At 62.9% G+C, this 16,913-nt stretch carries 18 protein-coding genes; 7 read left to right on the top strand and 11 right to left on the bottom strand.

Annotated elements, in window-relative coordinates; genetic code table 11:
* Positions 1–213: 213 nt before the first annotated feature.
* Positions 214–1,338, top strand: coding sequence for a hypothetical protein (locus VMV28_05205; GenBank protein ID HUZ79996.1), 1,125 nt, complete (start codon positions 214–216; stop codon positions 1,336–1,338).
* A gap of 237 nt (positions 1,339–1,575) precedes the next feature.
* On the opposite strand, the gene VMV28_05210 is transcribed toward VMV28_05205, so the two are convergent.
* On the bottom strand, positions 1,576–2,169 hold the full coding sequence (locus VMV28_05210) for a dihydrofolate reductase family protein (GenBank protein HUZ79997.1): 594 nt from the start codon (positions 2,167–2,169) through the stop codon (positions 1,576–1,578).
* Positions 2,170–2,782: 613 nt separating this feature from the next.
* On the opposite strand from VMV28_05210, the gene VMV28_05215 reads away from it, so the two are divergent.
* A complete protein-coding gene (locus VMV28_05215) occupies positions 2,783–3,004 on the top strand; it encodes a hypothetical protein (GenBank protein HUZ79998.1) in 222 nt (73 codons plus the stop codon).
* A gap of 225 nt (positions 3,005–3,229) precedes the next feature.
* Here the strand turns inward: VMV28_05215 and VMV28_05220 are convergent, their stop codons facing one another.
* Together VMV28_05220 and VMV28_05225 are read right to left on the bottom strand one after the other, a co-directional pair.
* Positions 3,230–3,493 carry a type II toxin-antitoxin system RelE/ParE family toxin gene (locus tag VMV28_05220; protein ID HUZ79999.1) on the bottom strand — a complete coding sequence of 88 codons (264 nt, stop codon included), beginning with the start codon at positions 3,491–3,493 and terminating at the stop codon, positions 3,230–3,232.
* Positions 3,490–3,726, bottom strand: coding sequence for a hypothetical protein (locus tag VMV28_05225; protein ID HUZ80000.1), 237 nt, complete (start codon positions 3,724–3,726; stop codon positions 3,490–3,492). The genes VMV28_05220 and VMV28_05225 overlap by 4 nt, the downstream gene beginning before the upstream one ends.
* A gap of 1,311 nt (positions 3,727–5,037) precedes the next feature.
* Here VMV28_05225 and VMV28_05230 point away from each other — a divergent pair.
* The 3 genes from VMV28_05230 to VMV28_05240 all read left to right on the top strand — a co-directional run bounded on the left by VMV28_05230 (position 5,038) and on the right by VMV28_05240 (position 7,459).
* Entirely contained in the window at positions 5,038–6,093 is a 1,056-nt protein-coding gene (locus VMV28_05230) for a hypothetical protein (GenBank protein HUZ80001.1), read from the top strand.
* 71 nt (positions 6,094–6,164) lie between these two features.
* The gene (locus VMV28_05235; GenBank protein ID HUZ80002.1) at positions 6,165–6,383 is read left to right on the top strand and encodes a hypothetical protein; all 219 of its coding nucleotides are present in this window, start codon (positions 6,165–6,167) and stop codon (positions 6,381–6,383) included.
* A 182-nt stretch (positions 6,384–6,565) separates the two neighbouring features.
* Positions 6,566–7,459: a Fic family protein gene (locus tag VMV28_05240; protein HUZ80003.1), complete on the top strand. Its 894-nt coding sequence runs from the start codon at positions 6,566–6,568 to the stop codon at positions 7,457–7,459.
* A gap of 48 nt (positions 7,460–7,507) precedes the next feature.
* Here the strand turns inward: VMV28_05240 and VMV28_05245 are convergent, their stop codons facing one another.
* Complete coding sequence (locus VMV28_05245) at positions 7,508–7,765, bottom strand: hypothetical protein (protein ID HUZ80004.1); 258 nt, start codon at positions 7,763–7,765, stop codon at positions 7,508–7,510.
* A gap of 215 nt (positions 7,766–7,980) precedes the next feature.
* On the opposite strand from VMV28_05245, the gene VMV28_05250 reads away from it, so the two are divergent.
* Complete coding sequence (locus VMV28_05250) at positions 7,981–8,577, top strand: nucleotidyltransferase domain-containing protein (protein HUZ80005.1); 597 nt, start codon at positions 7,981–7,983, stop codon at positions 8,575–8,577.
* An 853-nt stretch (positions 8,578–9,430) separates the two neighbouring features.
* Here VMV28_05250 and VMV28_05255 read toward each other — a convergent pair.
* The 3 genes from VMV28_05255 to VMV28_05265 all read right to left on the bottom strand — a co-directional run bounded on the left by VMV28_05255 (position 9,431) and on the right by VMV28_05265 (position 11,521).
* Positions 9,431–10,126 (bottom strand): nucleotidyl transferase AbiEii/AbiGii toxin family protein, encoded by a 696-nt coding sequence (locus VMV28_05255; protein HUZ80006.1) that lies wholly within the window; start codon positions 10,124–10,126, stop codon positions 9,431–9,433.
* Between the two features lie 759 nt (positions 10,127–10,885).
* Positions 10,886–11,272 carry a type II toxin-antitoxin system VapC family toxin gene (locus VMV28_05260; protein HUZ80007.1) on the bottom strand — a complete coding sequence of 129 codons (387 nt, stop codon included), beginning with the start codon at positions 11,270–11,272 and terminating at the stop codon, positions 10,886–10,888.
* Between the two features lie 3 nt (positions 11,273–11,275).
* Complete coding sequence (locus VMV28_05265; GenBank protein HUZ80008.1) at positions 11,276–11,521, bottom strand: antitoxin VapB family protein; 246 nt, start codon at positions 11,519–11,521, stop codon at positions 11,276–11,278.
* 284 nt (positions 11,522–11,805) lie between these two features.
* Between VMV28_05265 and VMV28_05270 the strand changes: the two genes are divergently transcribed.
* Positions 11,806–12,672 carry a hypothetical protein gene (locus VMV28_05270; protein HUZ80009.1) on the top strand — a complete coding sequence of 289 codons (867 nt, stop codon included), beginning with the start codon at positions 11,806–11,808 and terminating at the stop codon, positions 12,670–12,672.
* Positions 12,673–12,797: 125 nt separating this feature from the next.
* Here the strand turns inward: VMV28_05270 and VMV28_05275 are convergent, their stop codons facing one another.
* The 4 genes from VMV28_05275 to hemH all read right to left on the bottom strand — a co-directional run bounded on the left by VMV28_05275 (position 12,798) and on the right by hemH (position 16,913).
* Positions 12,798–13,283, bottom strand: coding sequence for a hypothetical protein (locus VMV28_05275; protein ID HUZ80010.1), 486 nt, complete (start codon positions 13,281–13,283; stop codon positions 12,798–12,800).
* A 146-nt stretch (positions 13,284–13,429) separates the two neighbouring features.
* Entirely contained in the window at positions 13,430–14,581 is a 1,152-nt protein-coding gene (locus VMV28_05280) for a TIGR04053 family radical SAM/SPASM domain-containing protein (protein ID HUZ80011.1), read from the bottom strand.
* The gene (hemG, locus tag VMV28_05285) at positions 14,578–16,011 is read right to left on the bottom strand and encodes a protoporphyrinogen oxidase (GenBank protein ID HUZ80012.1); all 1,434 of its coding nucleotides are present in this window, start codon (positions 16,009–16,011) and stop codon (positions 14,578–14,580) included. Before hemG ends, VMV28_05280 begins: the two co-directional genes overlap by 4 nt.
* Positions 16,008–16,913 carry a ferrochelatase gene (hemH, locus tag VMV28_05290; GenBank protein HUZ80013.1) on the bottom strand — a complete coding sequence of 302 codons (906 nt, stop codon included), beginning with the start codon at positions 16,911–16,913 and terminating at the stop codon, positions 16,008–16,010. The genes hemG and hemH overlap by 4 nt, the downstream gene beginning before the upstream one ends.

Below are 16,913 nucleotides of genomic sequence, written 5' to 3' on the forward strand. Positions count from 1 at the left end.
CCAACGAAATCGGGTCCGTCGTCAAAGTGCGGTCGACTTCTCTCAGCATTGCCCATTGTCAACGCGGGGGATTGTGAACGGTGCGCCTTCGATCATCGGCACTCAAAACCCGCGTATCAGCTCCCCCTTCTGGTTGAGGTGAAGCGGGCCATCTGACCTTGCTCCTCAGGATGGAGTACGCTACAAATACGTACTTTCGCTCGCCCCCTTGCCATGAGCGAGAGCCCCTCGTCCCTCGAGCGCGCCGCGGCCCGCAACCTGGTCAAGAACTACCTTCGCGTCAAGCCCGGCGAGAATGTCATGGTCGAAGCTTGGGCCCATACGCTCTCCATGTCGTCGGCGATGGTGGACGAGGTCCGACGGGTGGGCGGGAGTGCGTTCCTCGCGTTCGAGGACGACGACACCTGGTGGCGCGCGGTGGACCGCAAACAGGCCAGGCCCCTCGGCCGCTTGTCCGACCCGGAGTGGGCCGCGGTCGCGGCAGCCGACGTCTACGTGCAGTTCTGGGGCCCGGCGGACTCAGCCCGGTTGGAGAAGCTAGGGCAGAAGGGCTTGGACGCATGGGGCGATGGCTGGTTCGACCGGTGGTACCGGCTCGCCCGGTCGACCGGGTTACGCGGGGGGCGGATGGCCATGGGGTGGGTAACCGACTCACGTGCCCGTCAATGGGGGGTCAGCAAGCAGCGTTGGATGAAGGCCCTCCTCGAGGGGTGCCTTGCCGACCCGGAGGAGATTGCCAAGAGCGGCAAGCGCATCGCCCGCGCCTTCACCGGCACGAAGAAGGTCCGTATCACCCACCCCAATGGGACGGACCTCGAAGTGGCTCTGGCCGGTGTGCCTCCGAGGCTCTACGAAGGGTACCCCCACCCCAAGGACCATGCCTACAGCGAGTATGACATGCTGGCGAACTTCCCCGACGGGAGGGTCCGGATAGCCCTGGATGCCAAGACGGCCCAGGGGAGGATTGTTTCGAACCGACGTAGCTACGACGAGACCTGGTTCCCTTGGGTGGTGTACTCGGGCGGCGCATTCGAGTTTTCCGACGGGAAGCTGACCTCCTACTCATTCGAGGAGGGAGGGTCCGCGTTCGCTCGGAACTACGCCCGGGGTACGCCAGGGAAGGACCGAGCGGGCTCGCTTACGATCGGACTGAACCCCAACCTCGATAACGTGCCGTACCTGGAGCACTCAGAGCGGGGCATCATCGAGTTTGCGGTGGGCCGAAACGCGTACCTGGGGGGGAGCAACACCTCGGACTTCTATGGCTGCGTCGACCTCGCGGGGTCGGAGATCAGCGTCGAAGGGACTCCGGTCGTACGTGCGGGGAAGATCCTGTAGGTCCGGCGGTTTCGTCCTCGAGGACGGTCCTCCATCCTCCCCGACTCTTACGCAAAGGGTTCCATGATCCGCGTAGGCCCGGCCCAAAGCCCTCAGGCATACCGATCGATAGGGTGGGTGAGCGCCGACGCTCGAGATACCGCCCCGACGTGACCCGGGAGAGACAATTCCTCCCGAGAGAGCTCGCGCGACGCTAGACACGCAACACGAGTTGCACCCATGGTGTCCGGCCCCGCGCTACTTCCAGCGCCCTCGAGCCGATTCGTAATGGAGCAGAAGTTCTCCATCCTCCATCGTCTTCGAAGAGAGGAGCTTCAGCGTCCGCTGCTTGCTCAGCGCGCCCCAGTAGTTGGGTCCCTGTCCGTAGACGACGGGCTGCACGAGCAGCCAGTAGTCGTCGGCGAGATCCTTTCGGATGAACTCGAGAATCAGCCGCGGGCCACCCTCCGCGATGATGTTCCCGCCCTTCTCGTTCTTGATCCTCGCCACGATCTTCGAGAGATCGCCCTTCATGATCCGAGAGTTCTCCCATCCGGGCGACTTCAAGCGGGTCGAGAGGCAGACCTTCTCGACGCGGTCGAGCCAGCGCGCATAGTCGATGAGGTACTGGGGGTCGTCCGGCGATCGTGCCTTCTCGGTCCAGACTCTCCGGTGGCCGGTGAACGACCTTCGACCCATGATCACTGTGGTGACGTCGTCGAACCGGTTGATCCACATCTCGCGCCAAAAGTCGCTGGCCTTTTTCGTGACCCGGTCCGAGCCCGGGTACTTCGGGAACGCGCCGCGCCCGTCAATGGTCATGTACAGATTGGCCGTGACTTTTCGACCCATCGATGTTCTTCTACGATGGGGTTCGGATATACTCTGGCCCCCCTCGCAAGCGAGCAGACCAAGAGCGGGTTCAAGTACCCGATGAGCGCAGAGCTGAGCCAGCGTAGGCTACTGGATGGATTAGCTGCGAGCATGGGCAGCTGTGAGCGGGGACATGTATATGTATACTGGATGTATGTATGGAGTACATGGCTCAATCTTCACGAGCGCCTCAGATCGAGTACGCCCGCCCGGGCGCAAACCCCACTCTCGAGACCATCGAACTGATTCGCGCAGCTCTAAGAGAATCTGAAGCTCCTCTCAGTAGGAATTCGATTCTGATTAGGCTCTCAAGTTGGGGCCATTCCACCAGCAGGCCGACCCTGAACGCGGCTCTCGGATTCCTCGGAGACGAGGGTCACACGATTGAGGGAAGCAAGGGCATCGTCTGGGTATCCGATGCCTCGGTCAAGCTGAGGGCAGAGATTCAGAAGGGACATCCGCTCTGATGCCACCCCGAGCGGCGAGGGTGCTGCTGGGCCCGTACGCTCGGGAATCGCTCGACCGACTGAAGTCTGATCGGAGTCCACGGTCTCACTCGGTCGTACGCCGGATTGATGGGTTAGGAGCGATCTTGCTGGAGGATGCGCTCCATGGCGAGGTGGTCCCCAAGTCCAAAATTCCCCAGGTGCTGGTGCGTCGGCATGGCATAGACAATCTGTACGTCGAGGACCCACCCGATTTTTGGAGGCTGCTGTACACGCTCACCCGACTGGATGGCGAGCGGCTCGTCATGATTGTCGAACTGGTCGATCACACGACGTACAGCAGATGGTTCGCCGGGAGGGGCCGTTAGAGCCAAGAAGGCTGGCCGCGGGTTCAAGTTTCCGAATCGGTTCAATATCCAATGTAGGCAAACCCGACCTCTCGGCTCACGGCTATCGATTGGCTATGTGCGAGGTCGGGCGGCGATTCGGGTGGACAGAGCGAGGTGGCGTGTCGTCCGCCATTCTCTATCCGGTGGATGTACGAGTGGGCAGCGGCCCGTGGCTGAGGCTAGGTTGTACCTGCCAAGCCGAGATCAACGTTTTCGGTCATAAACTCGCGACCTGTGATCCACTCGTTCAACCAGAATAGTCTGTTCGGAGTGAGAGAGCACGGCTAGGAGGCGATAGTCACCGATGCGCAGCTTGTATTCATCCGAGGCCGTCAGTCTTGTGAAGTAGTGGAGCGGGTCGGCAGCTGCCGCCTCTAGCCGGACGACGACTCGCCGAGCCACCGTCCTATGAAGTCCGTGTAGGTCACGGACGGCAGTGTCCGACCACTTGATGGACCAATGCGTCAGAGTCCCAACCGCTTCTTGACTTCATCGTGCTCGGTCACGTGCCCCGACCTGATGTCGAGTCGAGCGCTAAGCAGCCCCATCCGGAACGCATCGCTGTACACCCCTTCATCGTCTTCCCGCGGGATCAGGGCCAGTAGCTTGTTCAGAATCTCATCGTAGGTTTCTCGAGGAGAACTCTTCAAGGCGGCGAGTCGCTCGCGAGTTGACGGCGTAATCTGGATGGTCGTAATCATTTACTGTGTGACAGCACATGGTGCACATATAGACTGCCATGCGCCATTCCTTGTGGAATCCTCCTCGGGGCGAAGGGGTCTGCAGGGAACGGCTCCTTGACCCGCCCTCGTGGCTGCGTCGACGCCGGGGGTCCCTTGCCGCTTCCTCCCCCTTCGCGGCCTTACCTCGGCGAGGCGCGTGCGGCCTTCAGCGTCCCGGAGGGGCGCTCATCCCCGGGGCGCCCAGGGAATCCATGTGCACTACTCGTTGAGCGCGACAGCGAGCTCGGGCTCTGTCAAGCCCTCGGTCGGGAGCCGGGGCGGGAGTCGTGACCCAACTAGAAATCACTCCCGGATGGGCCTCGCGGTTCGCTGATGGGCGGAGAGTCGCCGGCGGAGCTCGGCCCGGGCAGCAGGGGTGTAGGCAGGGGGTCTGGGTGAGATGGCAACGAAGACCAGGGCCGAGCCATCCACCGTGTAGAAGACCCGCCTGCTTCCGAGACGGAATTTCCACACTCCTCTCATCTCGTGCAGCTCCCCAACCTGGAGCCATGGGTAGGACCGAAACGGGTTGGCAAGCAGATACGGAGTCAGGTCGCGGAGCTGGCGTTGGAGCCCTTTCGGGAGGTCGAGAAATTCCCGTCGGGCCTCGCTTACGAACTCTGCCGAGACAAGGCTCAAAGCCCTGCCTCACGAAAAACCTGATCAGCAGGGTACCTGCGGCTGCTCTTGATCCTGCTACGGAGTTCTTTGATGAAACTCGGAGGATAGTGGGCTTCCACGAGCTCCTGGAGCAATTCGTCGTAGGACTCCCCCGAGGCCTTGACCGACTCCAAGAGCCGGCGGGTACTCGAGTGCACAGAAATGGTCGTGATCGGATCGCTTGCCATCATGGCATAATTAACGGTAATTATACTTAAGAACTCGGTCTGCCCAACCGCATCCGCCTCGCCTGCCCTTTGAGCGGGTGGGGGACCTGGGCAGAAAGTTGCGGTCAATAGCCGGTGAGCGCAATTCGGCACGCGTTACGAGAATTGAACGGCCCAACACCGTCGAGTCCAGGGGTGGTGTGCCAAAGTCTGTTGACGAGGGAGGTCTCCCTCCAGTGGGGAACTGCAAGGAACCCAACAGGAGGAGAGACCCATGGAACCAGAGGAGATCGCCCAGATAGACTTGACGAACCTATTCCCGAAAGCGCGAGACTACGGAGCGGAAGCCCTGGTCGGTTTCCTTCACCAAGAGGAAGACCGATTAGTGCGGTTGCTCGCGGCGGATCGTCTCCCGGACGGGCGCCATCGATTTGTTCGGGGAGGGCGGTATCTCCGCACCCTCGTGACCAAGCTGGGGAAAGTGGTCGTCCTGGTCGGTCGGATCTACGACCGACTTCACCGACGCACCTTCACTCCGGTGTTGCTCGCCCTCGGACTGGGTCGGCGGCGCTACACCCGGGACCTTCGTCTCGCCTGTGCTGAAGAGGCCACGCGCACGACGTATGGCGAGGCGTCGGAGTCGATTCACCGGACCCTCAGTCTTTGGGTGCCTCGACGGACGATTTGGAACTTCGTGAAGGAACTGGGCCCATGGATCGAGGCGGGGCTACGGAACATCCCACTCCTCGAGACGGAGGGGTGCCACGCCGCCGACGGGACCTTCGTGCGCGGATGGCGACGGGGCACTCAGCACGAGGTGAACGTCGCCGTCCGTCAACGGAGCTCGGACCACAAGGTCGAGCTCGTAGCGGTCCAGGTGAACGGCTCCGCCCGAGGCGTGCTCGACCCGGAGGGAGTCGAGCGCCTAGTCACCGACGATGCGCCGGCCTACTCGGTGGATCTCGCCCGATGGCACCAACTGTGTCAGGTCCACTTCCTCCGCCACATCCGTGATCTCTTGGCGGAAGAGCGGGGTCTGATGGGGATCCCCGAGCGGGAGGCGGTGCTCCGCGAGCTCGGAGGAGTGCTCGGCCACCTTCGGGCGTCGGTGGAGAAGCATCGTGTCGATGGGGACAAGGTGGCGATCACCTATCGGATCGAGTCCACCCTCCGCCGTCTGGGGGAGATCGGCACCGAGCTCGAATGGCGAGGCCTCCACCAGGCGGCCCGGTATGTGCGGGAGCGGGGTCGGGCGACGGTGGTGTTCGCCGAGGTGGCAGGGCACGGTGGGTGGATGCCCGCCACCTCGAACGGAGTGGAGCGGATGATGGGGACAATCGCCGATCGCTGTAAGCGGAAGTGGGCGCACTGGAATGGAGGACTGGAGAACCTCATGCGGCTGCTGCTGGCCCGGAAGACTCGTCCGGCAGCCTACGGGTGGGCGATGCGAAGATATTTGCGGGGAGGATCGATGACCGAGCTATCCCTACTGAGCGGACCCCGCGTCAACAGATCGTGACACAGCACTAGTCCAGGCGCATGCCTAGGAATAAGTAGACTTACTTATACCTGCATAACTATCAATACTCGATGCCGAACATGACGCTGTCGCTCCCGGAAGGGCTGCATCGCGAGATGAAGGCTCACCCGGAGATCAAGTGGGCTGAAGTGGCGAGGACCGCCTTCCGAACTCAGCTGGGCAAACTCGAGATCTACGATCGACTCCTGAAATTGTCCAAGCTGACGAAAGAGGACGCAGTTCGCCTCGGACGCGAAGTCCGCCGTGCAGCCGCCCGGCGTACAAAGTGACCAAGAGTCGTGCACGGGAGGTGCGACCCGCCCTAGATGTTTGATGAGGGCCGGGCTTGGTAACCGGTGATTGTGGCTCTGGAGTTGCCACTGGGAAGCTCAGTCAGGGGTTTCTGTAGTGAATGGTTGTGTGACCACATTTTGCGAAAACTACATTAACTCTACAATATGTGGTCACACATATGACGGCGGTCGTTCGATCGGTACGGGGCGGCCGTACGTACTACTATCTCGCGCACACCTACCGATGGCATGGCAAGTTCGCGAAGACGCGAAGGTACCTAGGGGAGGCAGTACCGGCGAACGTCGACGACATCAAGTTGGAAGTCGAGCGAGAGGCGTGGAGCCAGACCTGGTTTCCAGAGTTCGACAAGATTCGAAGGGGATATCAAGAGCGGTTGAGAAAGCTACCCTCCGAGGTAGTCGAACGCGAACGACACGACTTCATCCTTGACTTTACGTACGACACCAACCGAATCGAGGGATCCACACTCTCTCCGGATGACACCTCCGATCTAATCGATCATGGAGCAGCGCCCGGGGCGAAGCCTCTATCGGACATTCTTGAGACCCAAGCACACGCACGCCTAGCCGAAGATTTGCTCGCGCGCCCCGCTCCATTTGGACTTTCCGAACTGCTTCGATGGCACTCGTCATTGTTCAAAGCGACGAAACCCGGAATCGCTGGCCAAATCCGTGATTACGAGGTGCGAATCCGGGGAAGTAAGCACCAGCCGCCTACTGCGCTCGAGGTTCGGCCGATGCTCAAGGAGCTCCTTCGCTGGGTCAGGCGAAGTGGGAAGGGCGTGCATCCAGTCGAGTTGGCAGCCACCTTCCACTTTCGCTTCGAGTTCATCCATCCCTTCGGCGACGGGAACGGGCGAGTCGGACGATTGGCGATGAACGTGCTTCTCGCCGAGGCGGGATACCCTCCACTGAACATTCAGTACACGAAGCGACGTGGGTACTACCACGCGCTGGAGCGAGCGAGCTCGCTGTCGAACCCTGGCCCGTTCACGGCCTGGTTCTTCCGTCGCTATCTTACGATGAATCGTCACGTTGCCAGGGCCGATTGAGTCCCAATCAATGACCGCTGAGCGTAATGATGCCTGGTCCGAGAACGCCTAGTCGCGCGAGGGTAGTCCTAGCTTGGCCTTCCGCCAGTTCCTCCACTCCAGAATAGCCTCCTTCTGCCGCTCTTTGAGGGAGCGCAGGTAGTCCTGCAGATGCTTCCTGTCCGCTCGCGAGGCCCGAATATAGGCGATCTTCTCTGGAATGCGGTCGATGAACCCTTTTCTGACTTGCTGTCGAAGAGATCGCAGGACCTTGGCGCGTAGATCGGCAAGAGAGTCCGCTTCCGCTAGGACCACCGCGACGTCCATATTCCAATCTGCCCAGAGGCGAGGGCCGTGCGCTTGTCGATGGACATAGACTCGATATGTCCGGGGCATCCTCTCGGTGAGGACCGTCGGTGAGACTTGTTTCGCCTCTCGTCTCGGAGGCCTCCGGGAGCGGTGGGCATTCGGTCTCACGGATCGGGGATGTCAACAAAGCATATTAGGAAATCCTTACATTAGGTCCGTCGAGGCGTGACTCGATGAAGGTCCATGATCCCCTGGAGGCGTTGCTCGCAAGCCCTGTGCGATGGCGGATTGCGCGAACGCTCGTTCTCTCTAGAGAGGGTGCATGGAGCGGCCGCACTCTTGCAGCTGAGGCGGGGGTCTCGTTGCCACAGGCCATTGAGGCGCTGAAGCGTTGGGAGGAAGCCGGGTTGGTTTGGCGGGAGACCAAGGGCCGAGCGCACAAGTGGAGCCTGGTCCGGACTCACGTTCTCGTGGCACCCTTGAATCGCCTCTTCGACATTGAAGCGGGTCTTCCCAAGAAGTTTCAAGAAGATCTCGCCCACGGATTGCAGGGGCTGCCCATCAGGCGCGTTGTCCTTTTTGGCTCGTTCGCCCGAGGCTCCGAAGGGAACACGAGCGATGTGGATCTGTTGGTTGAGCTTTCGAATGGAGCATCACGCTCGAAGGTGGAGGAAGGGTTGACACGCGAAACCGTGCGAATTGTTAGAAGGTACGGGTCAGTCATCTCGGCAATCGTGCGCTCTCCAGAAGAGGCGCGACGCTCAGCTGAGTCTCCCTTGACCAAGGAGATTGAATCCTCGGGGGTAGTGATCGTTGGGGGCCGGCCGTGAGTGGCCCCCGGGTCACCGACATTCCACGAGCTCGATCTGAGTCGTTCCTGAGACGCGCGCGTAGCTTCGCCAGCCTGATGGAAGCAGCCCTCGAGCGGGGGAATTCTGAGGGAGCCGCGCTCGCAGGGGTTCACTGCGTAATCTCGGCCTGCGATGCCCTGACCGTGCATTCTCTGGGCCTTCGATCGAAGGGCCAAGACCATCGCGAGGCAGTTCGCCTCCTATCCCGACTCAGCATCCCCGCCAGTCTCTTGACGCAAGTTCGGGGCGTTCTCGGTTTGAAGACCCTCATAGAATACGATGATCGAAGCCTCTCGGCACAGGAAGTGAGGACGTTGTGCGACCGTGCCCGACGCATCCTAGCTACAGTTGAGAGTCAGCTCGCCCCACGAAAATAGGCTCAAGTCTCGGTGAGCATGGAATCAGGATCTGCAAGACTAGAAGGGTCCATGTCCGGCAGGTGGCCCGGTCAATCGTCTGGAACCTGCCTAAGATGATTGGGCCCCCGAGACCGAGTTCTTCTCAACGATCGACCAATCCTTGGGACCTCGACTTGCGTGAACTCCCACACCCGCTTGAGGTTAGACTCTCTGCCGGCGCTGGTAAGTACCTGAGCGCCAACGCTTGCGATTCGCACCCAACGAATTGATCGGTTCTCTTTACGGAAGGTAGGGGTGGTCCTGCTTGCGGATTCTGCGAGATGGATCACGTCGAACAGGACGACCTTCTGTGTGCGTTTGTCTCCGAAGAACAGACTTGGACCAGCGGCGGTATCCCGTTCGATCTCGGCGATCGCGCGGAGCATGTGCGACACGGGTAGGTGATCAGGATCGGACTCCACGGGGTTCATGGATTAGGGTAGAGAGCCCTCTACAAGGGCGACGAACCGATTCCAGACGGCCCTGTTTGAAGGATGTGATGGACGACCGCGGCTAAGTCGAGAAATCGTATCGAGGTATGTCTTTGGAGACGCCAGTTTCTCCTTGAGGAGATTCGTCCGCTTGGTCAATCCCGAATTTGGATGCTCGGCAAGAAATGCGCGGATTTCGGCGACCCGAATTTGTCTGTCGCTCAGCGCCAGGAGGTCTGCGAGGTCCTGGTCGCGACCCGCAAGTAGCTTGAGCGCCCACAATGCCTCGATACGTGCCACCGAGACCGCTGCACTCGTGCGGCCCGTGCGGAGGGAAAGCACTTCGCGAATGGCGTCCCGGCCCACCCATTCAGGCTCAACCACTACTTGGGCTAGTCGATCCACTACGCCATCGATCATCAAATCTACAGTCACGAGGCCCAGTTGAAGGCGCTCGACTCTAGGTGGGTTGGTCCCCGCAATATTGGGAAGGCGAAGCAAGGTCGATCGCTCTGCAGCTAGAATGGGTCTGATCTCGTTATACTGACGTGCTGTAAGAACGAGGTCTAAGTCCACCGAGAAACGGGGCGATCCATAGGCCGCCAGGGCGTACCCACCGATGAGGGTGCCCCCCCTCTCCCATGGCCAGGAATCCAAGTAGGCAATCGCCTCTCGCTCTCGTTCAACGGGGTCGATCATCCAACCATGCTCGTGCCCCGCCGAATACGTCCGGATGGGCTCGGATGAATTCGTCTACCGCCCGACGCGGGACTACCGGCTCGTGGCCTTTGATGACACACCGAAGTTTCGAAACAGAGTGAAGCCGAACCACTGTCCCCGTCCGTTTACGGCCGCCTAGCGAGATCCCGTGGGATCGCAGGTACCTGAGAGTCGGTCCTACATCCGTTGCTTCCACGGCAATATGCAGCTCGCTCAAGGCGAGAGAGGGAGGGGCGGAGTATCGCCCGTCAGTCCAAACCTCTACAGCGCTGGGCCCCGTCCACGCAAAGCGATAGGGAAGCGCTCGTGCGATGCCTCGCACACGTCGGTACTCTGCTGCGCGAAGATCGGGTTTTTCGGAGGGGCCTAGACAGCGGTAGCGCCCTCGGCCCACGCGCGCGACAACTCCTCGCCGCTTCAACTCAGATAGAGTTCGCGATGCCCTCGGACTATTGATGGCACGACTAAATTCGGCTACTGAGAATTCCCGATCACCGTACAGCGCCGAGACGGTGTCCGAGTACGTTAGTGCCATGTGCCAATAATATCGGTATTAGTATTTAATAATATTCACAAAATCATGTCAGAGGGCGGGGAGGGCTTCCCCTGGACGGAGTGGGTTTCTATCGAAGTGATGGGTGGGATCGAGACAACGTTCAAGGCCCGGTGAACCGAAATCGATCGATCGGGTTCGAGGGCCATCTAAGACGCCTGCGGAGGTTCACGACCACCCGTGAGCTAGTAGGTCTCGACCGCGATTCCCGGGATCCTGGAGAAGTCCGAGTCCTTGGTCAGGATCGTGGCGCGGTGATGCTTGGCCACCGCCGCCACGATGAGATCCAGGTTGCCCACCGAACTTCCACGACGAGCGCACTCGCCGCCCAATCGGGCGGCGTCCACGACAAGCGGCTCGGTAACATCTAGAACCTCGAGCTGGGAAACGAATTCGAGTGCGCGCGCGAGTCGTTTTCCCCCTTGTGCAAAGGCACCCACCAGGAACTCCGTGAGGCCCGGGGCGGCTATGGCCAGCCGCTCCTTACGCTTGTCCAATTCGCGGGCCTTGTCGATCGCCCCGGGGACGCCGTTGGCGAGATCGATGCAGAAGGTAGAGTCGAGGCAGTACATGCTTCATCCCCACGCCAGTCGGATCTTCTCTGCGCGCCTCTGATCTCCCTCGCGAAGAGCCGAGTAGATCTGGTTGAGTTCCCTGCGCTGCTTGGCATTGAGGTCGCTCCAGATCCCTGCGAACTCCGAGAGAGGTTGGCGGGGCCGCGCGAGTCGCTTCACTACTTCGCTGAAGCTCTCGGCACTCTTCTTGCTTCGACGAAGCATTTCGTAGGCCTCCTCGTCCAAGGCCACTGTCCGCGTTGCCATATATGTTCCAAATATATGTTGGTCCTATATATCGGTCAGGCCACCCGCCTCGGGGAAGGCGGGATGCATCCAACGCACCGATGCGGGATCCGATGACCCCAGCGGGGTTTGCGAAGGCCCCGGGCCCCGATCCGTTCTTGATTTCCTTCGACCTCGACGATCCCTCGGACCATGTTTCCTCCGCTTCGGTTTTCCGAAGGATGATCCAAGAGCGAGCGTCGGGGGCCGGAAGCCCTCTCGTACGAACACTCCCCTCATGGCCGACCGAAGGGTGGTTCCGTCGAATGCAGGCGCGCACGGACCCGGATCCCACCGCTTCGGAACGTCGGGCGATCCTGCGGCTTCTTCTCGGAGTCGGGCTGATCTTCGTACCGATGGGACTCTACCCGGGAAACTGGACGACGACCTACTCGACGGCGCTCGACAGCCGGTGGGAGATACTCGCCATCGCGGTCTTCGTGAGCCTGGCCGTGGGCGCCGCGATGGTGGTCGCCTCCCTACGCGACCTCATGCGCGCCTGGTCCACCCGCGGCATTACCACGGCACGGGGCGCTCTCGCGCGGAGCCTGCTCGATCCTCAGCAGCGCCGCGCGCTCTACCTCTCCGCTGCGTTCTACGCGCTCTTCTTTGCGTTCGTGGCGAGCCTCTACAGCCTGGACCTGTCGGGCCCCGGGATCGCGGCCGCGAGCTACCCCTCGGCCACGAACGTGCTCTGTTGCGGCTATATTGGCATCACGCCGGCGGCGGTCCTCCTGGTTACCCCATCGTTCGAACTCGTGATCTACCCCCTCGTGCTGGTCATTCTGTTCGCGGCCACCCTGCTCTTCGCGCTGAATGTGACCTTGACCGTCGCCCTCTTCCGATCGAGGGCCTCGCGGGCGTCATCGGCCGGATCGGGAGCCCTCGGCGGAGTCGCTGCCCTTCTCGTGAACTGCCCGGCGTGTGGAACGCTGCTCCTGTGGAACGTCGTCGCCGGAACGAGCGCGGCGGCGTTTCTCACGGGCTTCGTCACGTACTACTACCCTCTGCTCGCCCTGGCGTTTCCCCTGGCCGTCTTCGTCCTCATCTGGACCGCCCGCCGTCTCGCCCGGGTGGCGGGCAGCGGGGAGGCGTGCCCACGCCCGGCCCGGGCGATGACCGATGGGTCATGAGCAGCCCCCCTCCTCTGCTCAGAGAGAGGAACAGTCGGACATGATCTTGCGTGAAGGGGGATCGGGCAGGGCCCGTTGACACCGGCTCACCTCGGCCGTCCGAATCGCGTGGGCGGGGGCCGCGTTTAGGGGGAAAGCTCGGACCGAAGGTAGTCGGGCAAGGGAATGCCCGCCCGCTCCACGACCTCTCGCCCTGCGGGCACCCAGGATGACGCGAGCACCCCGCACGGCTTCCCGGACTCCGTTTCGCTTTCGGCCCGAATTTCGAGGCGGGTCGGAGTGGTCGCCACGATGCGCCCCCGAGCTACGTGAGCAACTCCGACGCGAGGGAGACGGAGGGCATTGTAGGAGCTCGGCCCCTGACTGATCCAGAGCTTGCGACCCAACGTAAGCGCGGTCCAGTACGAAGCTTCGTAGAGAACCATGAAGTGCAGCCCATGATGGAACAGCGTCGGCCAACCGATCTCATCCGGCTGCGGTACGAAGCGTGTACGGACCTCGGGAGTTCCATCGGGCGAGGTCGTTTCCTCGAATTTCAGCCGGAGCCCTCGGGCGTGTCGGGGGCCGCATCCAAAGCACGGGTTCTCCAGCGGGTTCTCGAGTTCGGACATACCCGCCCAATGGGTGGGGAGGTCTTGTGGATTTCAGCGGCGTACTACCGCTACGTCGCCGGGGTGGGATCGCGCCCGAACGGTGGTCCGGGAAAAGAGGGTTCGTCGAAAACAGGTCCGTTAACCGCCCTAGGCCCGCCCGCCGATCAGCCACCGTCGGCGAAGGCGGCCGAGGTCCACACGCATGCGGGATCCGAGGCGAGGGCGTCACCTGTGGTGGCGTATGCCCGAGCCCGGCTTCCTCCGCAAGCCTGCCGTAAGGAGCAGGCGCCGCACGCGCCCGTGAACGCCCTTCGCCGGATCTGTCGCAGGAGCTCGTGGGATCGGTAGATCGAGGGCAGGTCCCCGTCCTTGATGTTTCCCAGCGCGTAGGGGAGGAGCCCTCCGGGGTACACGGTCCCGTCGTTGGCTACAAAGAGGATCCCGTCCCCGTCGAGGGTGCCTACCGGCGCGAGTCCCGATGGCATGCTCGGTGCTCCTTCCAACGCGATGAGGTCCGAGCGGAGGGTGCGGTACAGCGGGTCGTCCCAATACTCACCCCGTTCCTCCCGCATCCGAAGGACACGTCGCAGGAATGGGGCCTCCACGGTGCGGACCGTGATCCCATACCGGGAGGCGTCGTACAGGAAGTTCGCGACACTCTCGCACCCGGCGGGCGGCAGGTCGTGGGTATCTCCCTCCGCCCCCCGGCCGACCTTGATGAGGAAGAAGAGCTCCCACGCGCGGACATCGAGCTGCCGAAGGATATGGAAGATTTCCGGGAGCTCTCCGACGGTCTCGGCCATCACGGTGGTGTTGATCTGTACGCGGAGTCCGAGGTCCCGGGCCTCCCCGGCCGCTTGCAACGTGCGCTCGAAGGTCCCGTTCTGTCGACGGATTGCGTCGTGGGTCTCAGGACGGGAGCCGTCCAGACTGAGGGAGAGCGCGGATGCGCCCGCGTCGGCCAGCCGCGAGAGCGTGTCGCGGGTGAGTCCCTGCGAGACCGCGGGCGACACGCCGAAGCGCAGGCCGAGGTCCCGAGCGTACGAGAGGAGATCGAACAGATCCTGCCGTCGCAGGGGATCGCCTCCGGTGAAGATCACCGTGGGGGGGTGCTCGCCAAAGGATGCTACTTGGTCGAGGAGACGGCGTCCCTCGGCGGGGGATAGTTCGCCGGGCAGGGGATCCGGGATCGCGGAGGCCCGGCAGTGGACGCAGGACAAGGGGCAGGCCCGTGTCATCTCCCAAAAGAGGAGGAGGGGTGCCTGGGAGTAATCTCGGGGGTGGTGTCCCTGCGGACCTCCGGGATGGGGGGTCATGCGGTTGCCTCCATGGGCGCGATCGCCTCCGTGACCGCGGATAGGAAGGAGGTCACGCCTCGTGCGGCCCGGTCCGCATCCTCGATGCAATCGGGGACGCCGATGCCGCGATACGCGCTGCCCGCCAGGAAGAGGCCCGGCACGTTGGTTCGCGCGGACTCGATGGCAGCCACTCGCTCCATGTGATCGACGTCGTACTGGGGATGGGCGTTCTGCCATCGGTGGACCCGGGCGAACTCCGGAGGTCCACGAAGGCTCAGGAGAGGCGTCAGTTCCTGAACGGCCAGGTCCGCGAGCGCGTCATCGGGTCGATCCAGTACGGAGGCTTCTCGTACCCCGCCGTAGAACGCCCGCAGCAGGACGTGCCCGGAGGGAGCCCGTCCCTCGAACTTGGAGGAGACCCATGTGCAGGCCTTGAGGTGGACACCTTCCGTGCGCGGCACGAGGAGGCCGGACCCGTCCAGTGGCCGACAGGCATCCGCGGAAAAGGCGAGTGCGATCACCGCCGAGGAGGCGTACGGGATGGCGAGGAGTGCGTCCGCCAGCTTCGGTTCGAGCCCCGCGAGGAGCCGTGCGGAAACGGGAGCGGGAGTGGCCAGGAGGACGGCCTCCGAGCGGAGAGCGCTCCCGTCGTCGAGGGGGATCTCGAAGCCCCCCTGCCTCCCCCGCTCGACGGCGAGGGCCTGGGTGACGGGTCTCCACTCCACATCGGGGGTCTGTGCCACGAGGGCATCCACGAGCTCTGTCATCCCGTTGGGGAAGGTGGCGAACGGCCCCGGGAGGGTGGGATCTCGGGCGGGTCGTGACCGTGCCGCCGCCTGAAGACCACGGAAGACGCTGCCATGCTCCCGCTCGTAGGCGAGGAACTGAGGCAGTAGGCTCGACATGCTCAGCCGCTCCGGGTCCCCGGCGTGGATACCGGCCACGAGAGGATCGGCGATCCGCTCCAGAGCCTCTCGTCCCAATCGCCGACGGACGAAAGAAGCGAGGCTCTCATCTCCGCGCTCCCTTCGTGCCGGAACGAGCGGCTCGACCGCGAGGCGGACCTTCCCTCGCATGGAGAGGAGGGAACTTCGCACCATGGGGCCGAGCCGGGGCGTGGTCAGCAGTGCGAGTCCCTCCGGGAGGGGCACGAGACGGCCGCGACGCGCCACGTAGACCCGGCGGTGAGCGGGGCCCTGGAGTCGCCCCCGCAGGCCCAGCGTGCCGGAGAGCTCGACCGCCGCCGTCTTCAGGGTGAAGAAGGAGTCGACACCGCTCTCGATGAGATAGCCCTCGTGCCGCTCCGTCCCGATGGACCCACCGAGGCGGCTCCTCCGCTCCACGAGGGTGATCGCGAGGTCGTCCGAAGAGGGAACCGTCCGTCGCAACCGGTAGGCGGCCGCAAGGCCGGTCACGCCGCCACCGAGGATCACGACGTGCCGCGTCACGAGGTCAGCCTTGGGCGCACGGCCGCGGCCATGGCCTCGATGAACTTCGGGTCGGCGTTCAGCGACGGCGTACGCTCCAGCCGCACCCCGAGGCGCTCCGCCCGCTCCTTCGCCTCTACGTCGATGTCGTACAGGATCTCGAGGTGGTCCGAGACGAAGCCGAACGGCACGATGAGGATCGCCTTCTCGCCCTCCCTTCCGAGGTCCTCGATGACCTCCTCGAAAGGTGGGCCGAGCCAGGGATCGGCGGTGCGGCCGGCGCTCTGGTAGGCCAAACGGGAGCGGATCGGCGGGAGTCGGGCCCGGATGGCTTCCATGGTCTCGAGGAGTTCCTTCTCGTAGGGATCCCCCTCCGCGAGGATCTTCCGGGGGAGGCTGTGCGCCGTGAACAGGACGTACGGATCGGGGAAGCCGTCCTGTGCGAGCGACGCGAGGCTCGCGGCGGCCCTCTCGGCGAACACGTCGGCGAGGGCGGGGACGTCGTTCCACGAGTCGACGTAGGCCACATCGAGGGAGAGCCCTTGCGTACGGACGGCCTCCTTCACCGCGTCGAAGTAGGCCCCCACGCTCATCCGTGCGTAGTAGGGCGTGAGACAGAGGGCAACGACCTTGCGAAGACCGTCCCGAGCGATCGCCGCGACGGTCTCACGGATGTACGGGTGCCAATGGCGCATTCCCACGTAGGCCCGGACGTGGTAGCCCTCCGAGGCCAGTTTCGCTTCGAGCCCTGTCGCCTGACGCGTCGTGATCTCTCGGAGAGGAGACTTGCCTCCGATCCGGCGGTACCGTTCACGGAACTCCGCCACCAGCTCGGGAGGCGTAGGCCGGCCGTGGCGGACCTCGCTCAGATACGCTCCGACATCTTCGAGGGAATCCGGCCCACCGACGGCCATCGCCAGAAT

The sequence above is a fragment of the Thermoplasmata archaeon genome (genome assembly GCA_035532555.1).
Taxonomy (GTDB): Archaea; Thermoplasmatota; Thermoplasmata; order Lutacidiplasmatales; family UBA184; genus Lutacidiplasma.

Bases quoted from the DNA above. Each gene is read 5' to 3' on its own strand.
- VMV28_05260 (HUZ80007.1), bottom strand. From the start codon at position 11,272: ATGTACTGCCTCGACTCTACCTTCTGCATCGATCTCGCCAACGGCGTC.
- VMV28_05265 (HUZ80008.1), bottom strand. From the start codon at position 11,521: ATGGCAACGCGGACAGTGGCCTTGGACGAGGAGGCCTACGAAATGCTT.
- VMV28_05245 (HUZ80004.1), bottom strand. From the start codon at position 7,765: ATGGACGTCGCGGTGGTCCTAGCGGAAGCGGACTCTCTTGCCGATCTA.
- VMV28_05240 (HUZ80003.1), top strand. From the start codon at position 6,566: ATGACGGCGGTCGTTCGATCGGTACGGGGCGGCCGTACGTACTACTAT.
- VMV28_05225 (HUZ80000.1), bottom strand. From the start codon at position 3,726: ATGATTACGACCATCCAGATTACGCCGTCAACTCGCGAGCGACTCGCC.
- VMV28_05270 (HUZ80009.1), top strand. From the start codon at position 11,806: ATGCAGGCGCGCACGGACCCGGATCCCACCGCTTCGGAACGTCGGGCG.
- VMV28_05255 (HUZ80006.1), bottom strand. From the start codon at position 10,126: ATGATCGACCCCGTTGAACGAGAGCGAGAGGCGATTGCCTACTTGGAT.
- VMV28_05235 (HUZ80002.1), top strand. From the start codon at position 6,165: ATGCCGAACATGACGCTGTCGCTCCCGGAAGGGCTGCATCGCGAGATG.
- VMV28_05275 (HUZ80010.1), bottom strand. From the start codon at position 13,283: ATGTCCGAACTCGAGAACCCGCTGGAGAACCCGTGCTTTGGATGCGGC.
- VMV28_05205 (HUZ79996.1), top strand. From the start codon at position 214: ATGAGCGAGAGCCCCTCGTCCCTCGAGCGCGCCGCGGCCCGCAACCTG.
- VMV28_05280 (HUZ80011.1), bottom strand. From the start codon at position 14,581: ATGACCCCCCATCCCGGAGGTCCGCAGGGACACCACCCCCGAGATTAC.
- VMV28_05210 (HUZ79997.1), bottom strand. From the start codon at position 2,169: ATGGGTCGAAAAGTCACGGCCAATCTGTACATGACCATTGACGGGCGC.
- VMV28_05250 (HUZ80005.1), top strand. From the start codon at position 7,981: ATGAAGGTCCATGATCCCCTGGAGGCGTTGCTCGCAAGCCCTGTGCGA.